This window comes from Methanosarcina baikalica, from assembly GCF_031461075.1.
Lineage (GTDB): Archaea > Halobacteriota > Methanosarcinia > Methanosarcinales > Methanosarcinaceae > Methanosarcina > Methanosarcina baikalica.
This window is the reverse complement of record NZ_JAVKPK010000004.1, coordinates 17,808-41,551: the sequence shown is the minus strand read 5'-3', so window position 1 is coordinate 41,551 and position 23,744 is coordinate 17,808. Positions and strand designations below refer to the sequence as shown.

Genomic DNA, 23,744 nt, shown 5'->3' with positions numbered 1-23,744 from the left:
CCGGGTTATTTTTGCAGGTGTATCAAGTCCAGAGCTTTCAGTCCCTTAATCTGGAATATCTGTTGTAAAATCATGAGCTGGCCCGGATAATGAGAAGACCCGGAGAATGAGAATATTCTAACTTAAGGAAAAAGGGTTTTACCAAGAGTTTTAAAAAAGTTAAGTCGAAAGAATCCTACTACTTTGCCTTCGACTTTTCTGCACAGGTTGTGTGCGAAGAACACTCAATGTGTTTTTATGTACTCAATCATCCGTGGAGTCAGCAGAGGAATAATCTCCGGAAGCATATTAGGCATCAGATTCTCCATAGCTTTTGGCATAAGATCAGGGAGCTGCTCTCGCATGTAATCGGGCATAGGAACTCTTCTTTCCACAGCTTTAAGCATGTCAGGCATGACTTTCGGCATAACCAATGGCATAAGCCTGGGCATCATAATTGGCATCATTGGTTTCATCAGAGCTTCCATGCCTGGTACATATTTGACCATTTTCATCATGGCAGAAAGAGGTGCCGGCATCGCTGCCATCATCTGGGGCAGGAGTTCAACCATCAGGTCAGTCATATTTTCGGGCTGCATGAGCGAAATCATCTTTTCGAAGGGAACCCACGACTCCAGGGTATAGGAAGTAGAGTCAGGGATATTATACCCAAGACTTCTCGCCACCAGAGCACCGAGGTCCTGGGCCTGGATGTCAAGGTTATTTTTCTCTGCTGCCACGCGGAACTGGAAGATACAGCATGGACAAAGTGCTGCAATGATATCGGCGTTAACATCAACAGCTTCCTGGAGTCTTATGTTCCCCAGTCTGTACGCAACAGGGGGTTCGGCAATCAGACTTACCACTGAACCGCAGCAATGGGCTCTTTCCCGGTTATGTTCCAGTTCTCTGAACTGGATTCCGGGGATGGACTTCAACAGTTCTCTCGGAGGCTCGTACACTTTGCCCCCTGCCCTTCCCAGGTGGCAGGAATCGTGCCAGGCGACAACTTTGTCCAGAGGCTGCTTGAACTTTGGCTTAAGGACATCGAGACGCTCTACGAGGACTTCGGAGTAGTGCTTTGTCTCAAGTCCATATTCAATCCCGAGCTTTTCCGCCCACTGGGGATAGACCGTATGCCACATGAGCCAGCAGGCAGGGCAGGAAGTGATTACGGTTTTTACGCCTTTCTTTTTCATGTTCGAGACGTTCATCCTCATTATCTTCTCAAATACGTCCCATTTTCCGGCAACAAGCATGGGAATTCCGCAGCAGGCTTCCTTATCAAAGAGTCCTGTAAACTCTATTCCCGCATCGTCGAGCATGCGGACAGCCCCTACAGCTACATCATTTTCCACAAATGACGCCGTACAGCCCGCAAAGTAAGCGTACTCAGCTTCATCCTTCATTTTTGCCCGGATCTCATCTGGAATCCATTTGTCCCTGTCTTTTCTGTAATTTGCCCAGATATTCCTTTCTTTCAGCAAACTTGCAGCCATGATCTCGAAGGGAGGGAAGGTCATCTTTTTCTCTTCTTCTACCAGCTTTCCGCGCATGGTCATCCAGGCATGTTCTATTGGCATGTCCAGTTCGCAGCGGGAATCGCACATCTGGCAGGTGGTGCAGGCAAGAAAGGTATTTGTTTGCCTCTGGTCAAGCTTTTCCCGGCCTGCCAGGTATTCCTTGATAAAAAACCATTTTCCACGAGGCGACTGGGATTCCCACCCCCGGCCGTAATACTGATCGCATTCGCTCACACAATACCCGCACTGGGAACAGGAGTAGGCAAGTTCTGCAACCTTTGCCGGGATGTTTTTTTCATCTTTGAAGGATACTTTGCCTATTCCCGACATGTTCCCCGCAAGCCTGCCCATGGGTTCGAAGGAAGATCCAAAGGATACTGCGGTGTTAAGAATCCCTTTTCCTTCCAGGGTTTCAGGGTTCATGATTCCGTTGGGATCGAATTCTTTTCTAAAGGTTTCAATTGCAGCAAGTCTATCTCCAAAGACACTTTTTTTCTTGGAAGCGAAAAAAAGCCCGGAAGAATAGGCTCTTCCACCGTTTTCTTCCGCAATCTTCAAAATGCTCAGGGAAAGAGCAAAGGCTGTATTAAAGAGTAAGGAACGCTCGGAGTGACGCATGAAACAGAGGAGTACGACGTTTCCGTCGCTGATAACCATCCCTTCTGTAAGTACCGGGAGCTTGATCTTCTTTTTAATTTCTTCAAAAGCACTGTCCATCTTCTCAAAAGGCACCAGGATCTCGGCGGGGATGAAGGAAGGACCTAGCCTTTTAACTTTCATTGATTTGAACCATTCTTCAGTCTCGTGCTTTGCAATTTCTTCCGAAAGGATCGTGCCGTCGGCGCTTTCGATTGCTTCTTTCAGGCCGGAGACGTCCCTGGAGGCAGGGTACATGAAGGTACAGACGTAAGCTATGGGCAGCACCGGTCTGTCTTTATCCATGATCTCTCCATAGTGGAGTTTCCTGGGCGCTTTATTCTTCATGTCCGCCCACTCAGGGTTCAGGAAGGAAATTGACCAGAGAGGAATGTTCTTTTTTCGGATGGTTTCGACCGCTTTTTTGAGAGCTGAAGCGTCGGAGAAACTGGCAGAAACAGCTTTTCTCTCTTCAAGCTTCTGGACCTTTAGCGTGATTTCGGTGATAATGCCAGTAGTCCCCATGGTTCCTATCAGTTTCTTGAGTTCGTGGCCTGAAAACTCCCGTATTTCTCCTGTGGGAAGGACAACCCTGGCTTTTTCCATACTCTCGTAGCCCCAGCCGAACTCATAACTTCCGTAACCGGCTCCGCTCTGGGCCAGCCAGCCTCCTACGGTCGAAGAAGGAGCACTTGAAGGGATTGTTCTTACCGAAAGCCCACTTTCTTTAAGTTTTCGTTCTAACTTTTCCCATATGATTCCACTCTGCACCACAACTTTTTGCCCTTCGGGATCAATACTTATGACCTTATTCAGTAAGGTGACATCGGCAACTATACCTCCCTTTGTAGGAATTACCCCGCCGTATCCGGAAGAAGCCCCCGCACGGGGGACAACCGGAATCTCATGCAGATTTGCAAATTCCAGAAGCTTTACGACGTCTTCTTCTGTCCGGATTTTTACAACAGCTGCAGGGTCAGTGTTCCCAATTACTTTCTTGACAAGCGGGGGAAGGGCTCCTATATCATGGTTATAATAGCGGCGTTCGCGTTTGTCAAGATTGACGCATTCCCCGAAGAGTTCGGAGAGTTCTGTTTTCTGGACTTCTGAAAGTTCCGGTACATTTTTTGTGGTCATATTTTTCTCCTCCTGGATCAGGCCTATTTGGATACTTTGCAGTGTGCGCAGATGGTCGTGCTAAGTCAGGTTCTGCAAATGTTTTTCTTACTCCCCTATAATTTATATTATATATTTCTAAAATAGAAATATTCTTTTTTATGGTACATTTATAAATTATTTTTATATATTCTATTTTTCTCTGTTTGTTTTCTCTATTTTTACTTTAACTAGATTTTTGTATACATGTACTGTATAAAATTAAAACTGAAGAGCGTCTTTAGGACATACAGCCACACAACGCCCGCATTTGATACAGTCAGGTTTTGTTTCGCTCTCGCGAATTTTAAGCTGCATAGGACAGATTTTATCGCATTTATTACAGTTAATGCATTTTTCCTTTGTGAATTTCAGGGGATACCTCTTTCCGCCAAGCAGGCGTTGAGCTGTTCCCATAGGGCAGAAGGAACACCAGGCCCTCGGGCTCAGGTAACTGCCCAGAAGGACTGCGATTGCAGTTGTCACCAAACACATGGTCACAAACACCATGCCGATTTTTTCGAAAGTGTTAAGGCTTCCAATAATGCCTGCTATTCTGTACCCCATAAAGCCCATTAGCAGGAAAAAGATCGGTAGGCGGACCCATAGACTCCGCAGGGTGACAGGTATCTTCTTTTTCTTTGAAATTTTACTGATCCAAAAGTCAACAAGGCTTCCTCTCGGGCAGAGATTTCCGCAGAACCATCTGCCTCTGAAAGGGCTGATCAGGAAAATTGCAGCAAAAATCAGCAGCATGAAGTACCCGAGTACCGGATACCAGAGCCCTCCGATGGAAACGATAAGGACGAGACCTCCCAGGTAAGGTGTTATTTTAAGCAAATTAAATCAAACTCCGTTTTCCCATTTTTCAAGTTCCTGTCCGAGCCTGCCAGCCCAGGAATTAACTACAGTCATTATAATATTTTTTATTTTAGCTCTTGAGTGAATTTTGTATTTGAAGACATAGCCCCCTCCGTCCAGGTTCTGCTGCGATCTCTGCAGAATTTCTTTTTCATGCAATTTTTTAACGGAGCGCTGGATTGTGGAGATATCCAGTTTCAGGCTTTTTGAAAGAAAGTCAGTGTCAACCCACTGCTCGGTTTCATTTAAAAAATACTTCATAACCTTGAGGTCTGCCTTTGTGAGATTAAGGGCACACTTGATCACGTCTTCGATTTTGAATTCTTTACAGGCAAAGTCTATCATTCCAATCCCTCTCAAACATTGCAGTACTGTAACATTGCCGCAGCTGTATATATACACTGGCAAGTACTGTATTCTCCTGCTAAAAATAAGAAGTACTCACTTTTTTAATACTGCCCTGTCATTTCCAGCATAGGACTTACGCGGTTGAACTGAAAAATCAATAACAATAAACCTTTAACTTTTTGAACTATAAATTGAAACTACGACGTTTTTTATATTTTCTGGGATCACTAAAATTTACTCTTAATTCCGCTGGCAATTGACTGCAATAAATCAAAAACCCCGAAAATAATAACGAAAATAATAAAAAGTCTCAAAAAATAGAAGGCACTTTGAAAATAGAGATTCTTTTAAAAGTGCCTGTTATTTACAATCTGTATAATCATTGTAATTCATATTACGTTTTTAAAACTTCGTAGTAAACCATTTTTATTACTAGAATTATGTACTTTTATTTGCGCAGGTTACTTAGAAGCAACTAGAGGCAGGTAATCTGAGTAGACGCTGTTTGTTATATTGTTATACGCATAATCGGAAATTCCATCCCAATCATTATCCATTGCGGTTTCGGAAAATCCTGTGCCATCAGGTTTTGCCCAGAAATTGCCTCCTATATACGGTCCGCCTACAATATTAGTACCTGCGGTTATCGTAGTGTTATAGACATTTTCGATTCCGTTTTTAATGGTCATATTGGTGTTATTGAAGTAATTGTTGAAAATGAGGTCCCTGTCGCTTCTGGGACAGATATAGAGACCGTAAACACTGTTGTTTCGAACAGTATTTCCTGAGAGTGTGTTGCTGTCAGAGTTTCCGATATGGACTCCCCTGCTATTGTTAGAAGCCGTATTTCCTGAGAGAGTATTGTTTGTGGAACTTCCGAGAACAATCCCGTATTCTCCATTGTTCGTAGCTGTATTATTTGAGATTGTATCCTCTTTGGAACTCAAGACATAGATTCCATACGAGTTGTCCGAAAGGTTGTTGTTATCAATTGTACAATTATTACATGAAGACAGACAGATTCCTGAGTAGCCGGATTCTGTGGCTCCGGTAATCTGAAACCCATTAATTGTTATATTGTCTGCTCGCAGGAGGAGCACATTGGCGCTCGGACTCCGGGCTTTAATTATTGTATCCTCAGGGTTTCCGGATTCTGACCTTATTGTAATACCATTTTTGGTTACTTTGATATTTTCGGTATAGGTCCCGGGTTTTATGGTAATTATGTCACCTGATGTCGAATTATCCACAGCGGTTTGAATCGAATTTTCCGGCTGGACTACAATCTCGGCCGCAGCTCCGATACCCGATATTAATACTAAAATTAGAAAAGTTACTAATAAAGTGGTTGTTTTTTTAATTCTAATGCCTCCGTCTATTAAAAAAAATTATGGGTAGAACTTTATTTAATTATAGTCAACTCAACAGTTAACTTCACTTCTCAAAGTGTTACTTAAAGCTATTGTTCTTGTTTATACGTGCAAATATTTTCTGCGTCGACTCTAAATGAATATTTACACCAAATGACCATGCGAATTCACACATGTAAACATATTGATTCAGGCAAAGATTTTTCTATTAATAGTAAATTCTTTTAGTAAATCATTTAAGAATCTTGTTTTACCGAAATAATTTTGCTTTTTAAATCTGTTTGTATCACAATTATATCAGGCATATGTGACCCATTATCATACTACAATTTTCAAATGTACCAAAGTCAAGCTGAAGTTGTACTGCAATACTTTTCAGGGTCGATATATACTTCAAAACCCAATGTTTACATAATCCTTCGGAAAACAGTAATCAACAAAATCAAAAATCAACTTCTTATAAATCAACTTCTTATAAATCAACTTCTTATAAATCAACTTCTTATATACGTCAGAAATTGGAGCAGCTCTTAACGACTCCAAAAGCCTCTGGACACTCATATTATTCTAAATGTGTATCCTCTCCAGATAATCTCTTCTGGAAGCAGGCTTTAAACAAAAAAGAATTTTCGAAGCCTCGTGCGTGATTCGAACACGCGACCTAGTGATTACAAGTCACTCGCTCTACCGGGCTGAGCCAACGAGGCAAATTGGAACTGACTGCAGACTTATCTAAATACAATACTTACAGATAAACTTTATGGCAGATTTCTTTCTCCGAAAGTCAACCGCCATGTTTTAACTGCTTTCTTTTCTCTTTTTTGCCCCTCTAATTTGATTATGGTACATAAGCCTTATGGCATTCTTTCTCTATATCTCGCTTAAGATGTGGCAGGAAATAGCAAAATACGGGCGCAAGCTGGTTGAACACGGGCTTGTTGAATCCAATTTCGGAAATATCAGTCTCAGGGCTGGTGATAAAATGCTTATTACCCGAACAGGGGCTGCTCTTGATGAAATCACCGAAAATAGTGTCATTGAGGTGGACATTCAGGACACTTCGTCCCTGGATATAATTGCATCTTCCGAAACCGTTGTACACAGGGAAATTTACAGGCAGACCTCTGCTCTTTCAATCATTCACGCTCATTGTCAATACGCAGTGGTTGAGTCCCTGCTTGCAGGTCCTGGAGGGAAAATTGCGCCTGTAGACAGCGAAGGGCAGTACTTTTTGGGGACCATTCCCGTGGTCGGAGGGGGGATAGGTAGCCGTGAGCTTGCAGGAAATCTTGCAAATACACTCTCGAGGCATAGAGGCGCTATAGTTTACAGTCATGGAACTTTTGCGATCGGAAGAACGCTTGGAGATGCATATATAGTGACCACACAGCTTGAGCATTCTTGTAAAGTTAAATACCTATATGAGCGTGCAGTTGCAGAAAAGGGAAATAAGTAAACTTATCTATTGAGTGTGTGGCTAACTATACAACCTTAAGTATAAATATAAAAAACAGGTAAACACAAAGACGATATAAATCAGCAGATCCAAACCGGCATACTGAGCAAGACAAGGTGCCTGTTTGGCAGCTTTCTATCACGGATATATATCTAAAAGAAGAATCATCGAGTACCATGACGTTTAATACCCTGAGACCTTTTGCCTCAAAAGTTATCGAACCGCTGGCAGACTTTTTAATCAGATTTGAGGTCTCACCTGATACAGTTTCCATAGCTTCCCTTGTCTGTGCCTTTTTTGCAGGGCTCAGTTTTTACTATTCTCCGGTAGCTAAGGAACTCATCCTGCTTGCGGGCATCCTGGTAATCTCTAACTCGCTTCTTGATGCTCTTGATGGGGTAATTGCACGGAAATCCAACAGGGCCACTCTCAGGGGTGATTTTCTGGATCACGTTATCGACCGCTATTCGGACGTTTTCATTATATGCAGTATCTTTTTTGCAGGTTATGTTCCCTGGCAGATAGGAGTTGCGGCAATAGTCGGTGTGCTTCTTACCAGCTACCTCGGAACTCAAGCTCAAGCCCTCAATCTTGGAAGATACTATGGAGGGATCATGGGCAGGGCTGATCGTCTTGTAGTTATAATTCTTGCCGCTTTCCTCAATTTTGTCTTTTCAACATCTATTGCAGGTTTTTCAATTCTTGGATGGGCTATCATCCTGATTGCTGTAACCAGCCATATAACTGCAATCCAGAGGATTTTCTATATCTGGAAGAACCTGGACTGATGGCATCCTTTTTTAATCATTTTCTAAAATTTAATTTTTATCTCAATTCGTGGAAGTTTCCATCACTTTTGAATGCAGGCTTCTGTAGCGGATAAGTTAATGTAACACAAAACCCAATACTTGACTATGCCGTCTCAACGAAAACAGTATGAGTACCTGGAACACACTGCAGATGCGAAATTCCGGGCTTATGGGAGCACGCTGGAAGAGGTATTCGAAAATGCAGCACTTGCTATGTTCAATGTGATGATTGACACAGAGAAAGTCTCAGTGAAGACGGCAAAGGATATCTGTCTTAATTCTCCTGATCTCGAATCTCTGCTTGTAGACTGGCTCTCCGAACTTCTGTACACCTTTGAAGTGGATGAGGTTGTTTTTCGGAAATTCCGGGTTGAGGGGATAAGGGAAGTTAATGGCGAGTACTCGATAAAAGCCCAGGCTTTCGGGGAAAGATTTGAACGTGGAAGCCATCCTTTCGAAACCGATATCAAAGCCGTTACTTACAATCAGCTCGAAGTTTCAAAGACCGAAGAAGGCTGGGAAGCCCAGGTTGTTGTTGATATTTAAGGACAACGAGTTTCAAAATAAGGGGACTCGCTTGCGTATTGTCTGTTAATTTCTTTTTTATCAAGTTTGCAGGCTATCTATATTCACTTCTGTGAATTATTTCGGTGGGTAATTCTCCTGGGCGGCATCATTATATCTGAAATTGAATTTTATTTAGATCCCGATTGGATCTCATTATATCTCAAATTGAACTTCTTTACATAATATTCAGGATTCCTTTATCAGATACTCATGCGGCCCAAAGGCTCTTATCTCAATATTATTCAATCCATTAGACCTTTAAGGAAACAGCAAATAAACAAGTAATTTCAATTTATATAGGCAAATTAACACTGGAGCATAGATATGAAAGAGAGTGAGGAGACAGGTACTGAGGAAATAAATACGGAAAATGTTCCGGGGGCAGCGCGTGGAATGGTCAGGAAGCTTTCTGATAACAGCTGGGAAATCCCAATAGGGCGCACGCCGGGAATGAGGGTCCCTGGACGCCTTTTTGTGTCGGAAAGTTTGCTTGAAGGTATCGATCCGGGAACTATTGACCAGATTGCAAATGTGGCGACTCTTCCCGGTATTCAGAAGTATTCCATGGCAATGCCTGATGCCCATCTGGGCTACGGTTTTGCAATCGGTGGGGTTGCGGCTTTTGACAGGGAAGAAGGAATTCTCAGCCCTGGAGGGGTGGGTTTTGATATCAACTGCGGGGTCAGGCTAATTCGCACTAACCTGCAGAAAGAGGAAGTGGTTCCTCATATTGAGGCGCTTACTGAGGCCCTTTTCCATAATGTTCCTTCAGGAGTCGGCTCAAAAAGCCGTATCAGGGCTTCTGACCGGGAGCTTGATGATGCTTTTCTTCACGGGGCAAGGTGGGCTGTGGAGGCCGGGTATGGAGTTGAGGCAGACACTGAACACTGTGAGGCAGATGGTTTCCTGGATGGCGCCGATCCTTCTCACGTGAGCACGAAAGCCAGAACTCGGGGAAAGCCCCAGTTTGGAACTCTTGGAAGCGGAAACCATTTCCTTGAAGTCCAGTACGTAGATGAGATCTACGACAGGGACGTGGCTTCGGCTTTCGGGCTTGTGGAAGGGCAGGTAACAGTGATGATCCACTGCGGTTCGCGGGGTGCAGGGCATCAGATCTGCACGGATCATCTCAGGGAACTTTCCCAGGCTGTAAAGAAGTATGGGATCCAGATTCCGGACAAACAGCTTGCCTGTGCTCCGGCTCAGTCAAGGGAGGCACAGAACTACTTCAAAGCCATGCTCTGTGCTGCAAACTACGCCTGGGCTAACCGTCAGGTGATAACTCACTGGACAAGAGAAACATTTGAAAAAATCTTTGGCAGGGATGCTGACGATCTGGGTATGGACCTCCTTTATGACGTTGCTCATAACGTGGCAAAACTTGAAGAACACAGGGTGGATGGCAAGAAAAAAGAGGTGTATGTGCATAGGAAAGGGGCTACAAGAGCATTTCCCCCTGAGCATCCTGAAGTTCCGGCGGCTTACCGGGCCGTAGGACAACCGGTTTTGATTCCGGGGAGTATGGGAACCCCTTCCTTTATCCTTTGTGGCACAAAAGAAGCAATGGATATCTCTTTTGGTAGTGCCTGTCATGGGGCTGGGAGGATCATGAGCAGGGCCCATGCAAAGACAGAATTCCGTGGACAGACTATAAAAGAAAACCTTGAGGCTCAAGGCATTACCGTAAGAGCTACGCATCCTTCAGTAATTGCAGAGGAAGCTCCGGGTGTATACAAATCCAGTAGCGAAGTGGTAAATGTCGTGCATGAGCTCGGCATTGCGCGTAAGGTTGCAAGAGTTATTCCTTTAGGGGTTGCAAAGGGTTAAGTTAAGATCTGATGGGGAAAAACAGATTCAGGTTATGAAGAAAAATAGGTTCAGATCCTGAAATGAGTAAACATCGAAAGTTTCGGGAAAACTTTGATATGCAGAATGAAAGTTTTAACCTCATTTTTTTCTTTACTATTTTCTTTATTCTTTTGCAGGATATCCGAGCTCTTTCATATCTTCCATTAAGTACGAATCGGAACTATCGAGTTTTGATTCCTGATGGAAGCTGAATACGATCATGCTTGAGTATGAGGATGTCTGGAAGGGTGTGCTGTTTTCCCTGAATATTTTCGAAAAGTACTCAACAAGGTTGTTGATAACTCTTTTATCTTTGAAGTCATGGAAAATGGTTACGGACTCGTCCCCTGGCTCAAGGCAGATATCTATATTCTTGACAAGCTGAGTTGCCAGGTACATTCTCCTGAAATGGACAAGTAAATCCGGAAGAGTCATATCACTTAGCGACTGTTTGCACAGGCGTTCAAAGATTTTTTTCGGGTTCGGAACTTCTCCGGCTGCAAAAATTTCAAACTGGCTCCGATGTAGAGTTACGAGATTGAACCTCTCAATATTATAAGTATACATGAGCTGAGTCCAGAACTCTGTATTGTCGTCCAGTTCCTTACATAAAATATCAAGGTACCCGAAGTGTTTCCTGATTCCTGGCATAATCTCAGTCGAAGATGTAGATGGATTCTTTTTGAAAGAAATCTGGGTCGAGTTTGCTCTCCTGAAAACGTGCTCAACATCGAGCTGTCTCCATCTGGAAAGGAAATGAGCCACCAGCTGGGCAAAAAAGTCCCTACTATTAACAGTAGCGTTGGAGATAAGTACGAGTGCGGACTCGGGATTATATATATCTTCACATTTTATCGAGGTTCGGATTTCCCATTGATAGTTTCTGGAAATGCGGTTCAGATGGTCTTCAAGTTGTTTCATATCTTCAATCTCGAACGGATTGATAAGTTCATTAACAAGCTCCTCATCCGTGAGCCTGCCTCTTGTATATCTGAACAACCACTCGAGTATCGTTTTATTTATAACGATATTTTCTCCGCTCTGAATTGTATCATTTAACTCTTCTTTTGCAGGAGTTTCTTTTAAAAACCAGATTACTTCGTCAATACTTTTATGATAGGTAAGAGCTGTATCCGCAACTTCAATGGTATCCCTGACTGCAGCACTCAAGTTTCCATTATTGGCATCCAGAAGGGGCTGTAACTTTTTAAGGTATTTATCATCCAGGGATATGTTCTTTCTGATCAGCATATTTCCACCCGATATAGTCCGGTTTTCTGGCTCTTTATGCTATGATCCGTTATTAGTGCCATTAAAATAAGGGCTCTTTTATGGATTCCGATTTAAAAATTGAGAAAATTCTTTTTTTATAAATATATACTCTGCAAGTTCTCAAAATTTTTACTTATAACCCTATTTTATGGTACTGGTAAGTGCTACCGAATATTAAATCTTTCTGTTTTGTACTATTTCTTGATAACTTCAATTAATATATAATTCCTCAGGTTTGTCAACTAATTTCCCAATTTTATACAATATTGTGATATTTACAAACTCTGGCGACGTGTTCAGATGCATATTTTTGTCTAATGTCTTATTTTCGAATTAAAATTTAATTTTTCTTTTGATGTCAGTGAAAAAAGTGATAAATGACCATAATCATATGACACCGATTCACAACTCTTTATATATATATGTTAAGACAGTGTACAATATGTAATTTGCAAAAGTTGAAATGTGAATAGGACTGGTACAACCTGGAAGATCACGTTATCGGTTTCATCCTGTCCTTAGTTTGTCTAACCTTTGATTGTCTACTCTAATCTCGATAGCATCGGTTGACACGTTTTAAAAGCTGTGAGTTTGGGAGTAGATTGTACAGTTCCTGCCTGAGTGCGGGGTTAAATACTCATCAGGTTCTTACAATTTCCTGATAACTCATGATCTTCAGAGGTAATAGCAGTCCCAAAAAGTGAGTTTGGGAGTGGATTCATAAGTACCTGGCAGGTTCAGATGGAATTATTCAGCCAGCCAGGCACTTTTCTCCTAAAAATGTAAAATCTTTTAATATCCATATTTTTTCTACTAAATGGTAATATAAGGATAAAATTTGTCCGAAAATAGTAGATAATATTAAGAATAAATATTTGTTAGAAAATAGCAGATAATAAGATAAAATTTGCCAAAAAAGTCACAGTGATTCAAAAATAGGAAGAAAAGCAAAGGAGATTTCCTCTGCTTTCAAGCCTTAAAATGCTTTTCAATTTTTTTTCGTTCCGTTTATGTCAGCTTGGTAACAGGGTGGTTTGCCAGATCTGCGATCTCGACGCCAAGTTCCTTTGCAGTTTCTCCAAGCATGATATCGACCATTGCAACAGCCGGGAAAATCTGGTTGACGTTTTCGATAGGGCCGTAGAGCAGGAAGTCAGAACCTGCAATCTGGGCTACCAGGTTGGTACCAATGTCTGTAGGCATGTAGATTGCTTTTGGGTCAGGCTGAGTTTTCTTAAATTTCCGAAGCCAGTCCCAGGCCGAGGCCATGTTGTGGTATCCGCCGCCAACAGGCAGGCCGAGCTTTGCTTTGATTGTCGGAACTGTGCGGATTGTTGCGCCTGCGCCTGCACCGAGAGGCATGGCTGCAACATCGATAAGGGGAATCTTTATTCCGCATTCCTTGGCGACCTGGAGCATACCCTTGGTCTGTCCGGAACCACCGACTTCAAGGATGTCCATCTTTCCTTTTACGGTAGGGTCGGTAGCGTTGAAGGCAAGGACGATTGCAGCTTCCACATCGCTTTCCTTGAGCACGTCCATTTCTGCCTGCTCGATACTTGCGTTGATTGAGTTGTGGATTGCCCTGTTTGCAACACCTATTTCAGTACAGTATTTGGCTGCGGCTGCACGCACTTCTCCGGCTGAGGAGTCGACCAGGAAGGGAGTCTTGTTGTCGATCTCAATGAACCAGTCAATATAACGCTTGATTGCTTCGGGGGTTTCTCCCACAATCTGGTTTACGTAGGGGTTTCCTGTGGCGTCGCTCATTGATACCTGGGTATTCCAGAGGGTTTCCGCAGCAGCCCTGTCGAAGAGACCCTTATCCTCATCAGTCACGATTTTGTGCCTTGCATAGAACATGGTACTGACTAACACGGTTGGGTATTCACCCGGCTGTCCGCCGAACTTAACTCCTCCGATTTCAAAAACTTCCTGTTTCTTGTCAAACTTGAACATTTTGATCCCTCACTTACATGAACATTGATGATACTGAGACATAGATCAGGAAGAGCAGAATACCAAAAACTCCGCCGTATAGAATTCCTATATCTCTTCCTACTTTCTTTCCGATTCTCTGTGCAACTTCACTGTTGACAAACTCTATCCTTTCATCGATCTTATCGAGCCTTTTCATTACTTCGTTAAACTCACCTGGCTCTACAAATGCTGCTGGTGCTTTTGCCATATCATTCACCTCTTAAGCTCATAGACCGACGGCTAGTGGGAGTATAATTACCATCACCAGTGAAAAGAGGAAACCAGCCACAAAGCCGATCATTCCGGTAGCCATGACTCCGGAGTCCAGCTTCTGGTTCCTCGCAATCAGCTGTGCTCTGTACCGAATGCTTTCAACAGTAGCGTCAATTGCACCCATCTGGGGGGCAAGCACCATTGGGACCCCTTGTCCGTATTCTTCTGCCATTTTCATTACCTCCCGAGCAGTAACATTCCAAGCAGGGATATGGTTACAGCCAATCCGATCATTGCACCTTCAACCTTTCCTGCGTGAACTCCTGAGTGGAACTTGTTCCAGTTTCCTATGTCAAGCATGCGGGATTCAATACCCTTCAGCCTGGCGCGGATAACTGCAATTTCACCGGAAACCGGCCTGACAACAGCGCCCTCTTCTTCGTCTCCGCCTTCTTCACTGATCTCCACGACCAGTGGGTCTGCATCAAAGGCCCCAGGGTCTTTTGAGGCAAGTTCCCTCACTTTGGCGGTGATGGCACCCATGTCTTCGGTATCAAGCAGATTGACGACCTGAACCTGTTCCTGGAAACGGGCAACTGCAGCTGGATTAAGGTTTTCCACATACGGAATTGCACCCAATGCTCCTGCGATCCTGTTGTCTTTTACCCCGTTTGCATGGAGGCTCATCATCGACTGTCCGGTAATGTGCCCCTTAACCTCAGAGCCGGTTACAAGCAGGTACCTGATGTTCGGGTTTGAGATAATGTGGGCAACGACCTTTTCAATACCGAGGTTTTCGGTTTTACATGATCCGGTAACTGCTGCACCTGCATCAAGAACAGGCTTCCCTGCAAGGTGTGATCCGCAGGTAATTACCAGTACGCAGTTCTTGACATCGCCAACCTCGTATTCGCCTTTCAGAATTGGCCATCCCGGTGCAGGCTCTCTTTTATTCACCATTTTACACTCCTCCCATTATTCTACTTATGGTTATGGCAAGAGCCAGCAGTCCGCAGAAGGCAAGACCTACAACGACTCCAAAGAAGGAGTTGCTGTAGAATCCAGCCATGTAGGATGTATTTTCACGACCGGGCCATGAGTTAAGGAGTGGCATACTTGGAGCAAGGGAATTTACGAGATCCTCCGCGATTGCATCAAGCTTGTCCAGCCTCTCAAAGACAGGTTCCATGGAATACTCAATCGAGTCTTCCCTTTCTTCCGCCACAGTTGCGGTGTCCGGGTCAAGGACCAGATGTAGTTCCGGAGCTATTCTAATCATGCTCATTGTAGTTCCTCCGCACTGGGCAGCAGACCGGTTCCGACCACCTGATATGCATCTCTCTTAATAAATGCATAATACTTGCTGAAAGCAATATACCAGATGATGAATCCCACAAGCATGTTTAAGCTAGCCGCCATCAACCCTTCATGGAGTGAAGACGCAAAGCCTGTAATTATTAATGCAATAGCTCCCTTTTCAACAGCGAGAGTCAGAGTTCTGTCCTGACTCTCATCAGGGCCCAGGCTAGCATTGAAGGGGTGAAGGATTCCCATGCCGCCTATTATAAAGATCAGTGCAATGTATCCATTTGCGACTACGTTTTGAACAACTGCAGCATAATCGAAAGATCCTGCAATAACGACGCTCAGCCCGAGAATTACAAGAGTACCTGCACATGAAATCTCTACCATCGCCTGTTCCATTATGGGGATACCCATGCCGATTACCTTGTTTGAAAGGGCGCCAATGACGCCGCCTATAATTGCTGCTACAACGATGGCTACTATGGGCCCTGCAATACCTCCTACTGAAAGTCCGAAGAGGGCTGCCAGAATACCCATACCAAGAGCGAGCATACCAATTGATGGGACACCTGTACCAAGCCCGTAGCTTGCAACACGGCGAACTGCGTCAGCACCCCAGACTGTTGCACAGATTGCTCCAATACCTCCGAAGAAGGAATATGCTGGAGGCATGAAGTGACCAAGGTAAATCCCGACAAGGCCGCCGATTATACCTAAAGCCATTATTGTTTGTGGAGGATACGCACCTTTGGCTCCTCCTCCTGCTCCACCTGCAGACATTTTAGATACCTCCAAGCTGTGAAATTGCAACTACTGCCACAATAGCACACAATAGTGTTGCCACGAGGGAAGAAATTACCGCTTTCGGCCATTTTTTGAATTTCGGATCGTGGAACCCTTCAATCGTACCTCCTATGTTATAGGAAGGAATTACAGCGTTTACGAAGAAAATACCTATTGCAAACATTGCTGCAACTGCTACAAGCGAATTTCCTGTAACAGAATTGGTGACTCCACTACCCTGCAGACCCGCTTTCAGACCCACTTCTATCAGTGCGTAGTAAACAAGGGCTCCTCCTATTCCACCAAGGCCGCCGCCTATAACTCCGCTCACAAAACTGACTGTTGGAAGCCCGTGTCCTTCAGTACCCTGAGATACATAGAGATCCTGCCTGTATTTTGTGATAGGGTCAACCTTTACTTTTGCTGAAGAGGGGACACAACCCACACCATAAACATAGACCCACGTTCCAACAATCATGGTTACAGCTATCATGATCATTGCTCCCACTGCGCCTGAAGCGAGAATAAGGGGAAGGTCTTTTGTTACGTTCATCATGAACCCTGCACTGACGAGCCCTGTGAGGCCTGCTCCGGCCGCCAGCTGCACGGTACCTGTTCCAATACCAGTTGCCTGAGCCATAGCTGCAGGTGCACCGCCCACAGGCACGAAGTGAACGCTCCAGGATATCAGAGCGCCGCCGACTACAATAAAGACTATCCAGATGATGTTTGCCATCAGAGCTTCAATCATGCTGAAGCCTCCTCAGCCTTGTCTTCTTTGTAAGGCCCAAATGATTTACGGGCAGCGACTTCCATCTTCCAGTTCCAGATAATTAAAATAAAGACAATAACAACACCTGCAACAGCGGAAAGCCATCCCATAGTCAAGCCTTTTGCAGGATCAAAAATAGTGGTTATCCAGCTTCCCAGAAACACGGTCATACCAAAAGCAAGCCCGGTGACAGGACCTCCAAACTTGGCACAGAACCAGGAGTTGTCGTATCCATTCCTGAGCCCGGATTCAGCATATCTCACAATATTTCCTGAGTTCGAAGCATTTAATCCTGAACCAAATTCAAACTGCTGGAACTCACGTTCTGCACCGTAGTGGACGTCGCCTGTGGACGATCCGATTGCACCTACTGTGATACCCCAGATAAAAGCCAGCATAGTTAGCGGGAAGGGGTGTCCAAGTACAACGGTCATCAAATATGATACCACTAGAACACAGAAAGTTGTTATGAACGCATATCCCATAATTGCTGGGGTGTGACTTCTTATCATATCCAGATAAATCGGCTGCTTGAACCGACTCTGACTGGCACATCTGCCCATTGTGGCAGTTACCGCAAAGGTAGCATGTACGCATGCTGCAATAAGGGAACCAAATACCAGTGCAAAAAGTGGGGATACAGTGAATTCACTTATTAGTACTGTTGCAATGGCTGCACCAATCGAACACATTAACGCATTGGATGGTGGTTCACCGGAAATGGCTTTATTATAGATTCTATGTGGATACGCCATCTGGGGAGCTAATTGCACCTGAGAGTTGGGGTTACTCTGCGAGCCTATATCAGATTCCAGGTCCTCTGAGGCACCTGCAATGGTCGCAGCCACTCCGATAAGTGCAAGCACTCCCATGCTTATGAGTGGTTCCATTCATCTTCCTCCTTTGTTTATTACATGTAATAAGGTGGATTCAAAAAAACGCTGTACATTTTTTTAATATCGTCTGCCATATCATCACAAAGAAATATGATTATGACGCGCGTTAATTTTTGGATTAGAGAGGATCATTCATAAACCTTTCGAAATATACAGGCTTTTAAAATATTATTATACAATTATATAATATATAATCAATTTTATAAGAGGCCGGAGGGGGGTTAAAATAAACAAAATCCTATATATATATATAAAAATAAATTTTACTTTTTTCAATATCATATAAAGATTCCGATTCTTATTAATGATTTTGTTTGTTTTCTCTTAAAAAATATATTTCTTATTTTTATATTAATGAGTTTTCCTGAGCTGGTTTTTATATTAATAAAAATTATATATTGTATGTAATGCTAATTCTTTTATCTCTTCAGGGGATTAAAAAGAACATGGATTCCTTATCTAAAGTGCAAAATTATTTTAGAATATGTAGCCATCTGGTGAAAATATATTCTTCACATAAAACTATATTCTTTTTTTAACAACTATCTATAACTTTCTTTCGGCAGTTTCTCTGGTAACACTTATTTATATATAAATATGTTGGCTAATTTTATCGCTTATAGCGAGGTTATCAAATTAGCTCTAAAAAATCCAGATCTAATTTGACAATGGTTTTTTATGAAGATCTCCGATGTGTATTCTTATCTCCAACCAGTTCTATGCTATCTTATTAGCAATCCAATCTAAGAAAATAGATACGTCCACGGATAATGAAAAAGAAGATAAGTTTTTAAATCAAAATTCTAATTTGAGAGCCTCATAGCAGCGTAAAATTATTGAGGCTTGATTTGAGAAGACTCCATATATTTTTTTCGTTTACATCTCTTAAAGGCTTAATTATTGTTTAATGTTTATCACATCTGATTCCTATGAGGCTCACACAAGAATTTTTATATTTAGTTTCCTTGCTTAATGCGTGATTTTCGGAGCTTCATCCTTTGCCGGTCCTCTTGCGGATTTAAAAGGGCACGTTGGGTCCATAGAACTGTATATTCCCAAGATGGGTATCTACAACGATTCCGTACTTGAAAAGGAAAAGCTTGACAGGATACTTGACGAAGTATCGATCTATGATTTTGCGAGCACAGTCCACGCTCCTTACTCTGCAGCAGACTCCAAATATCCTTCAGCCCTTCAGGTAGACACCGCACGGATGGGCAAGAGAGAGTTTGCCCTTATGGGAGAATCCGTTGCGCTTGCAAATCATGTAGGAGCTAAGATAGTTGTTCTGCATCCGGGAAGGGTTGGGCCTGATAGGGAGAAATCTTTTCTCTCTATGGTCAAAAACCTCTGCACTCTTTCTTCTGTAGCTGAAGATTACGGAGTCACTCTGGCCCTTGAAAATAAAGAAGGTACAGACCCTTCCAATTTTTGCTGCGAGGCCGAAGAGCTTTTCCGGACCATCGAAACTGTAAATTCCGGGTATCTGAAGGCCACTTTTGACATAGGACATGCAAACCTTACCTGCGGAGGCGATCCTGAAAAGCTCGGAAATTTTGTCCGAACCCTCCACAATCATATTATCCATCTCCACCTGCATGACAATAGCGGGCAGTGGACAGACAAATACGATGGAGATGAGCATATGGCTCCCGGAAAAGGCTGTGCGGATTTTTCAGTCCTGAAATTACTCTCAGGCTACAGGGGCGTCTATAACCTTGAAGTATTTTCCCTCGAAGATCTTCTTTTCGGAAAAAAGGCCCTTCAGAGCGCCTTTGGGCTTTAAAGAACAGTTAATGTTCTGAAAAAGAGATAAAGCTAGGGTTCGATTGAGAACCTCAGCTTTTTTTAATTGAAGTCCAGATTTACACCTTTCTTGTCAAGTACCTTTTTTAATTCTTCGTAAGCCGTGAAAAGCTCTTTTTTCTGCCTGCCGACGGTTTCAAGCCTGGGCTCGGCCTTAAGCCAGATATCCCTTTCACCGGTCCCTCGTGTGACCGCAACACAGGCAAGCATATCCCCATGGGTCAGCCTGTATACTGAGTCAAGTCCTGTAGGGGTGACCCAGGCAGGAGAACCGACTTTAAGTTTTTCTATAAGTTCATGCCAGCTGAGATTTCCGGAAGCCAGAAGGTTGAGCTGGAGGTGAGTACGTTCTCCTGCGACTTTCTCATCAACGTTTTTGAGGAAAGCACTGTACTCAGGATCTTTCTCGTTGATCTCTCTTGCTTCATAACGGGAAAGTTCTTCGGCTTCCTCTTCGAAGAAAGGCGCAAGATTAACTCTGCTTGAAGGTTTTGTCATCAGGGAAACTCCGAAGAAAGCGATTGCACTAAGCGACATTCCTACAATAACCCCATGACTCATGAGAATAGGGTGAATGCTTTCCAGATAACTAGGAGCCAGAGGTGGCGTCTTTATAAGGTCCAAAACCACAAGGGCTACCTGAACTGTAAATCCTACTACCATGCCTGTAAAGGCTCCTTCCTTGGTAGCTCGCTTCCAGTAAAGGCCTCCCATGAGTGGGAAGAAGTAGGAGGAACTTGCAATGAAAGTTGCGATATGAATTGCATCTATAATATTGGGGATTACAAATGAGCCTGCAGTTGCAGCGAGTATGATAAACAGTACACTGACCCTGTTTACCAACATCATTTCTTTCATTGTAGCATCTGGCTTTATGTACCTCTGGTAAATATCCCTTGAGATACAGGAAGCTCCTGATGTTGAAAAAGTGTCCGTACAGGACATGGAAGCTGCTGCAAGCCCTATTGCACTGAAGGCTATTACCACAGGTGCAGAGGCGAAACGTTCACTGACAAAGGTCAGGAGTGCGGGCTCTGCAAGGGCCATGCCTGCAGGAAAACCCATTTTTGCTATCTCGGGGTATATTGAGTTGAGGGCTATTGCAATAACAGCACAGGCTGCAAAGACCACGGTGATCATAAGAGAGCCAATTATCATTCCGAGAGTGGCAGATTTTCCATCTCTTGCAGCCCAGACTTTCTGCCAGGGGTCCTGCTCGGTAATCCAGCCCGGAATTATGGCAAGACAAAAAATCAGGACCATGGGAAGCCCGATTGAGAAGGGATTCCACCAGTCGCCAGGCACGTTTCCGAAAAGCACTGAAGCGCTTATCGCAGAAGTGCTAAGGCCTCCGTCAGCGACTGTTCCTACTGTGGCGAAAGCCATTCCTATTGCAAAGATAGCAAGGAAAGCGAACTGGATAGTATCTGTCCAGATAACCGCATACAGCCCTCCGAGAGTTACGTAAAGGGAAACCGCGATTGCAACAATGGCTGCAGCATAGAAAGGATCAAGGCCATAAAAGACCTGCAGCACAAGGGAAAGCCCTGTAATGTCGGCTACTGAAAAAAGAATCATTACGACCGTGATGATAAGGGCAATTGGCCATCTGACTATACTGCCATAACGCTGTTCCAGGAGTTCAGGCTGGGTGATTGCAGGCAGGTTCTTGATTTTCTTCACAAGCACAGCAAGGAAAAGGAGGGCGAGGATATTCGGAGCCACGAATCCCCATATAGAGCCCATTCCTTGAAGCATATAATATCCTACAACCGCAAGAATTCCGCCTGCTGTCAGCCAGGACGCTGCGGCTGAAAACCCCAGAGCTGAAGGTCCTATCCTGCGGCCAGCAAGCCAGAAATCTGTAACGGATTTCTGTCTATTGTTAAAATACCAGCCAATAGCTACAAGTCCGGCTATATAAACTGCAAGCATTACAAGGAAAATACTGTAACCATCCATATGTAAACCTTCAAAAAGATTAATTCATGTTTATGAGTCTACTTCTTTTATCGAAACTTGGGATATTATTACCATTTCTAAAATATATTACCGTTTATATATTCTCGTTGTATTACCATACAAATAAATAAACTTTTACTTTGATTTATACTGTTTATCTCTGGTCTTACTGGCAGAAGACATCTTTTATTTATCTCCGCGCAAGTTAACTTGAATTAATATGACCTTTGACTTCTATATTGCCTTCTGATTGATGCATACTTAATGTTTTCAGAATCAAATTTTCACTGTAGCTTTTATTTGTGTTTTTCAACAACTGATTCTCTAAATTCAATTTCTTAACTTCTTTAATTCCGTTTTAAATTCTCAATTAGTACTTACAATTGAAGTATCCTAAATTAGTACTTACAATTTAACTGAAAAATCAACAACATTAAACCTTCAACTGTCCTGATCATAAATTTTATAATTAAGCCTCATATATGTGATTTTGTACCTTAAATTCTTAATAAAAAAAATATAATAAATGTAAAAAGTACTTTATAAAGGGACTACTCTATCTTTATTTTTAGTAAATATTGCGAATGCTCTGATCTCAAGCGAAGAGACTTTTTTGCAGTCAACTGTCAGCAAAATCAGTGCTAGATTTTAAAGGACTCACAGTACTTAAAAAATGTAAGAATAATGATAAATAAAAGAGGAGGATAAAAGAGGAGGATAAATGATAACTAGCCAAAAAGTGTATTTAGTAGCCTTAGCGTCAGTAGACATAATTTTATTTTTTGGCTGAGAATGATGAAAAAAGCGTTATTATGCCTTTAATATTCCTTTCTTCTCAAATATTACTTATTTAATGTAAAAAAACAGTTATTTCTCCTCAAAAAGTTTATATCTGTCATATTAAAGAACACATAACCATGGATGTTAAAACCAGAATTTTTAAGTTAATTTCAGTTCTCTTAATTCTGGTTGTATTTGCCGGTCGCGGATGAAAAATAAAGTCACAGGAGAAGCTCCTTGAAATTGCTAAAGACTTGAAGATCACTCACCTCCTTGATCGTCATCTCCTTACGCTTTCAGGAGAAGAACAACAGAGAGTTGCCCTTGCGAGAGCCTTGGTGACCGATCCTAAAATTCTGCTTCTTGACAGTAGGAGAAATGGTTATTGACGCTTCCGGAGATCTGGGGAGGTAGGGAGCCAGGCATATGCCTTCCTCAGGCCTGAAAACATAGTTTTAAGTAAGACGCCCACACAATCCAGCATCAGAAACTCTCTGCAAGACAGGGTTATCGACGTCTGGACATTGGGAGCTCTTGTGCGGGTAAAAGTTGACTGCGGAGTCATTCTTAATTCTCTAATAAGCAGGCAGTCGGCAGAGGAACTGGGTATTTTTCCGGGAGTTCCGGTCTACACTCAGTTCAAGGCAAGTTCTGTCCATGTGCTCCGCTAAAAGGTGAAGATTGTGAAAGCAAAAACAAAGCTCTGGTTTACAGAAGATGGGAAAACCGTCATGGGCGCCGGAAGGGCGGAGTTACTGAAGACAATTGACAAAGAACGCTCCCTTCGAAAAGCCTGCCAAATTCTTGATATTTCATACAAACACGCCTGGATTATGCTTAAAAAAATGAATGAAGCTCTTGAAGAACCCGCAGTAATCACAGTACGTGGAGGAAAGGATCAAGGCACTTTCCTGACCGATCTTGGAAGGAAACTCCTGGCTGAGTATGAGACAAACAAGCATATTCTCAATGAAACAATTGGAGATGAAACCTCGTGGGAAAACGTAGGCTTCAAGTTATCAGCCCGAAACCAGTTACCTGGTAAAGTACTCACAGTGGAAAAAAGCGGACTTGTTTGTAAAATCACAATTGAAATGGAACCCTCAATTATCACTTCAGTAGTCACTGAAGAAGCCGTAGAGAAGCTGGACATAAAGCCCGGAGATCTTATTTATGCGGTCATCAAATCGACTGAAGTAATGGTTGCCAAAGCTGCCATTGAAAAAGGACACATGAAAACAGATTTGAAAGAAACGAATCGCTCCGACTGAAAATTATAACCCGAATTTGACAGAAGCATACATTTTCGTATTTATAAATGGGCTTATGTCTCTGTTTTCTTTATACAATTTAAGATTTTCTATTCTGTTTTTGGATTTTTGACATTCTTCATTTTTGTGAATGATTCTGTGCTGATTCAATG

21 protein-coding genes, 1 tRNA gene and 1 pseudogene are annotated in these 23,744 nt (G+C 42.9%); 8 read left to right on the top strand and 15 right to left on the bottom strand.

Annotation, left to right across the window (positions count from 1 at the left end):
• Positions 1-224: 224 nt before the first annotated feature.
• The 5 genes from RG963_RS01890 to RG963_RS01870 form a co-directional block, all read right to left on the bottom strand.
• On the bottom strand, positions 225-3,275 hold the full coding sequence (locus RG963_RS01890) for an FAD-binding and (Fe-S)-binding domain-containing protein (RefSeq protein ID WP_310574576.1): 3,051 nt from the start codon (positions 3,273-3,275) through the stop codon (positions 225-227).
• A 240-nt stretch (positions 3,276-3,515) separates the two neighbouring features.
• Positions 3,516-4,133: a 4Fe-4S binding protein gene (locus tag RG963_RS01885; RefSeq protein WP_310574575.1), complete on the bottom strand. Its 618-nt coding sequence runs from the start codon at positions 4,131-4,133 to the stop codon at positions 3,516-3,518.
• Positions 4,134-4,139: 6 nt separating this feature from the next.
• The gene (locus tag RG963_RS01880; RefSeq protein WP_310574617.1) at positions 4,140-4,499 is read right to left on the bottom strand and encodes a MarR family transcriptional regulator; all 360 of its coding nucleotides are present in this window, start codon (positions 4,497-4,499) and stop codon (positions 4,140-4,142) included.
• A gap of 464 nt (positions 4,500-4,963) precedes the next feature.
• Positions 4,964-5,752 carry a right-handed parallel beta-helix repeat-containing protein gene (locus tag RG963_RS01875; RefSeq protein ID WP_310574574.1) on the bottom strand — a complete coding sequence of 263 codons (789 nt, stop codon included), beginning with the start codon at positions 5,750-5,752 and terminating at the stop codon, positions 4,964-4,966.
• Between the two features lie 753 nt (positions 5,753-6,505).
• Positions 6,506-6,579, bottom strand: a tRNA-Thr gene (locus tag RG963_RS01870).
• 179 nt (positions 6,580-6,758) lie between these two features.
• On the opposite strand from RG963_RS01870, the gene RG963_RS01865 reads away from it, so the two are divergent.
• The 4 genes from RG963_RS01865 to RG963_RS01850 all read left to right on the top strand — a co-directional run bounded on the left by RG963_RS01865 (position 6,759) and on the right by RG963_RS01850 (position 10,531).
• Positions 6,759-7,328: an aldolase gene (locus tag RG963_RS01865; RefSeq protein ID WP_310574573.1), complete on the top strand. Its 570-nt coding sequence runs from the start codon at positions 6,759-6,761 to the stop codon at positions 7,326-7,328.
• 176 nt (positions 7,329-7,504) lie between these two features.
• Entirely contained in the window at positions 7,505-8,116 is a 612-nt protein-coding gene (locus tag RG963_RS01860) for a CDP-alcohol phosphatidyltransferase family protein (protein ID WP_310574572.1), read from the top strand.
• A gap of 126 nt (positions 8,117-8,242) precedes the next feature.
• Positions 8,243-8,683 (top strand): archease, encoded by a 441-nt coding sequence (locus RG963_RS01855; protein WP_310574571.1) that lies wholly within the window; start codon positions 8,243-8,245, stop codon positions 8,681-8,683.
• Between the two features lie 345 nt (positions 8,684-9,028).
• A complete protein-coding gene (locus RG963_RS01850; protein ID WP_396654680.1) occupies positions 9,029-10,531 on the top strand; it encodes an RtcB family protein in 1,503 nt (500 codons plus the stop codon).
• 144 nt (positions 10,532-10,675) lie between these two features.
• Here RG963_RS01850 and RG963_RS01845 read toward each other — a convergent pair whose 3' ends face one another.
• From RG963_RS01845 to mtrE, 9 genes are all read right to left on the bottom strand, one after another.
• Complete coding sequence (locus tag RG963_RS01845) at positions 10,676-11,803, bottom strand: hypothetical protein (RefSeq protein ID WP_310574570.1); 1,128 nt, start codon at positions 11,801-11,803, stop codon at positions 10,676-10,678.
• A 1,029-nt stretch (positions 11,804-12,832) separates the two neighbouring features.
• Positions 12,833-13,783, bottom strand: a complete 951-nt coding sequence (gene mtrH / locus RG963_RS01840; RefSeq protein WP_310574569.1) for a tetrahydromethanopterin S-methyltransferase subunit H — start codon at positions 13,781-13,783, stop codon at positions 12,833-12,835.
• Positions 13,784-13,796: 13 nt separating this feature from the next.
• Complete coding sequence (gene mtrG, locus RG963_RS01835; protein ID WP_310574568.1) at positions 13,797-14,012, bottom strand: tetrahydromethanopterin S-methyltransferase subunit MtrG; 216 nt, start codon at positions 14,010-14,012, stop codon at positions 13,797-13,799.
• A gap of 18 nt (positions 14,013-14,030) precedes the next feature.
• On the bottom strand, positions 14,031-14,255 hold the full coding sequence (locus tag RG963_RS01830) for a tetrahydromethanopterin S-methyltransferase subunit F (protein WP_310574567.1): 225 nt from the start codon (positions 14,253-14,255) through the stop codon (positions 14,031-14,033).
• The gene (mtrA, locus tag RG963_RS01825; protein WP_310574566.1) at positions 14,255-14,977 is read right to left on the bottom strand and encodes a tetrahydromethanopterin S-methyltransferase subunit A; all 723 of its coding nucleotides are present in this window, start codon (positions 14,975-14,977) and stop codon (positions 14,255-14,257) included. Before mtrA ends, RG963_RS01830 begins: the two co-directional genes overlap by 1 nt.
• A gap of 1 nt (position 14,978) precedes the next feature.
• On the bottom strand, positions 14,979-15,302 hold the full coding sequence (locus RG963_RS01820; RefSeq protein WP_310574565.1) for a tetrahydromethanopterin S-methyltransferase subunit B: 324 nt from the start codon (positions 15,300-15,302) through the stop codon (positions 14,979-14,981).
• Positions 15,299-16,102, bottom strand: coding sequence for a tetrahydromethanopterin S-methyltransferase subunit MtrC (gene mtrC / locus RG963_RS01815; protein WP_310574564.1), 804 nt, complete (start codon positions 16,100-16,102; stop codon positions 15,299-15,301). Before mtrC ends, RG963_RS01820 begins: the two co-directional genes overlap by 4 nt.
• Position 16,103: 1 nt before the next feature.
• The gene (gene mtrD / locus RG963_RS01810; RefSeq protein WP_310574563.1) at positions 16,104-16,856 is read right to left on the bottom strand and encodes a tetrahydromethanopterin S-methyltransferase subunit D; all 753 of its coding nucleotides are present in this window, start codon (positions 16,854-16,856) and stop codon (positions 16,104-16,106) included.
• Complete coding sequence (gene mtrE / locus RG963_RS01805) at positions 16,853-17,767, bottom strand: tetrahydromethanopterin S-methyltransferase subunit E (RefSeq protein ID WP_310574562.1); 915 nt, start codon at positions 17,765-17,767, stop codon at positions 16,853-16,855. The genes mtrD and mtrE overlap by 4 nt, the downstream gene beginning before the upstream one ends.
• Before the next feature lie 982 nt (positions 17,768-18,749).
• Here mtrE and RG963_RS01800 point away from each other — a divergent pair.
• Positions 18,750-19,559, top strand: coding sequence for a sugar phosphate isomerase/epimerase family protein (locus RG963_RS01800; protein WP_310574561.1), 810 nt, complete (start codon positions 18,750-18,752; stop codon positions 19,557-19,559).
• Between the two features lie 62 nt (positions 19,560-19,621).
• On the opposite strand, the gene RG963_RS01795 is transcribed toward RG963_RS01800, so the two are convergent.
• On the bottom strand, positions 19,622-21,541 hold the full coding sequence (locus RG963_RS01795) for a sodium:solute symporter family protein (protein WP_310574560.1): 1,920 nt from the start codon (positions 21,539-21,541) through the stop codon (positions 19,622-19,624).
• A gap of 995 nt (positions 21,542-22,536) precedes the next feature.
• Here RG963_RS01795 and RG963_RS01790 point away from each other — a divergent pair.
• The 3 genes and pseudogenes from RG963_RS01790 (at position 22,537) to RG963_RS01780 (ending at position 23,592) form a co-directional block, all read left to right on the top strand.
• Positions 22,537-22,710, top strand: coding sequence for an ATP-binding cassette domain-containing protein (locus RG963_RS01790; RefSeq protein WP_396654681.1), 174 nt, complete (start codon positions 22,537-22,539; stop codon positions 22,708-22,710).
• Between the two features lie 57 nt (positions 22,711-22,767).
• A pseudogene (locus tag RG963_RS01785) lies at positions 22,768-22,992 on the top strand (TOBE domain-containing protein); the annotation flags it as partial.
• 12 nt (positions 22,993-23,004) lie between these two features.
• Positions 23,005-23,592 (top strand): molybdenum-dependent transcriptional regulator, encoded by a 588-nt coding sequence (locus tag RG963_RS01780; RefSeq protein WP_310574558.1) that lies wholly within the window; start codon positions 23,005-23,007, stop codon positions 23,590-23,592.
• Positions 23,593-23,744: the final 152 nt, after the last annotated feature.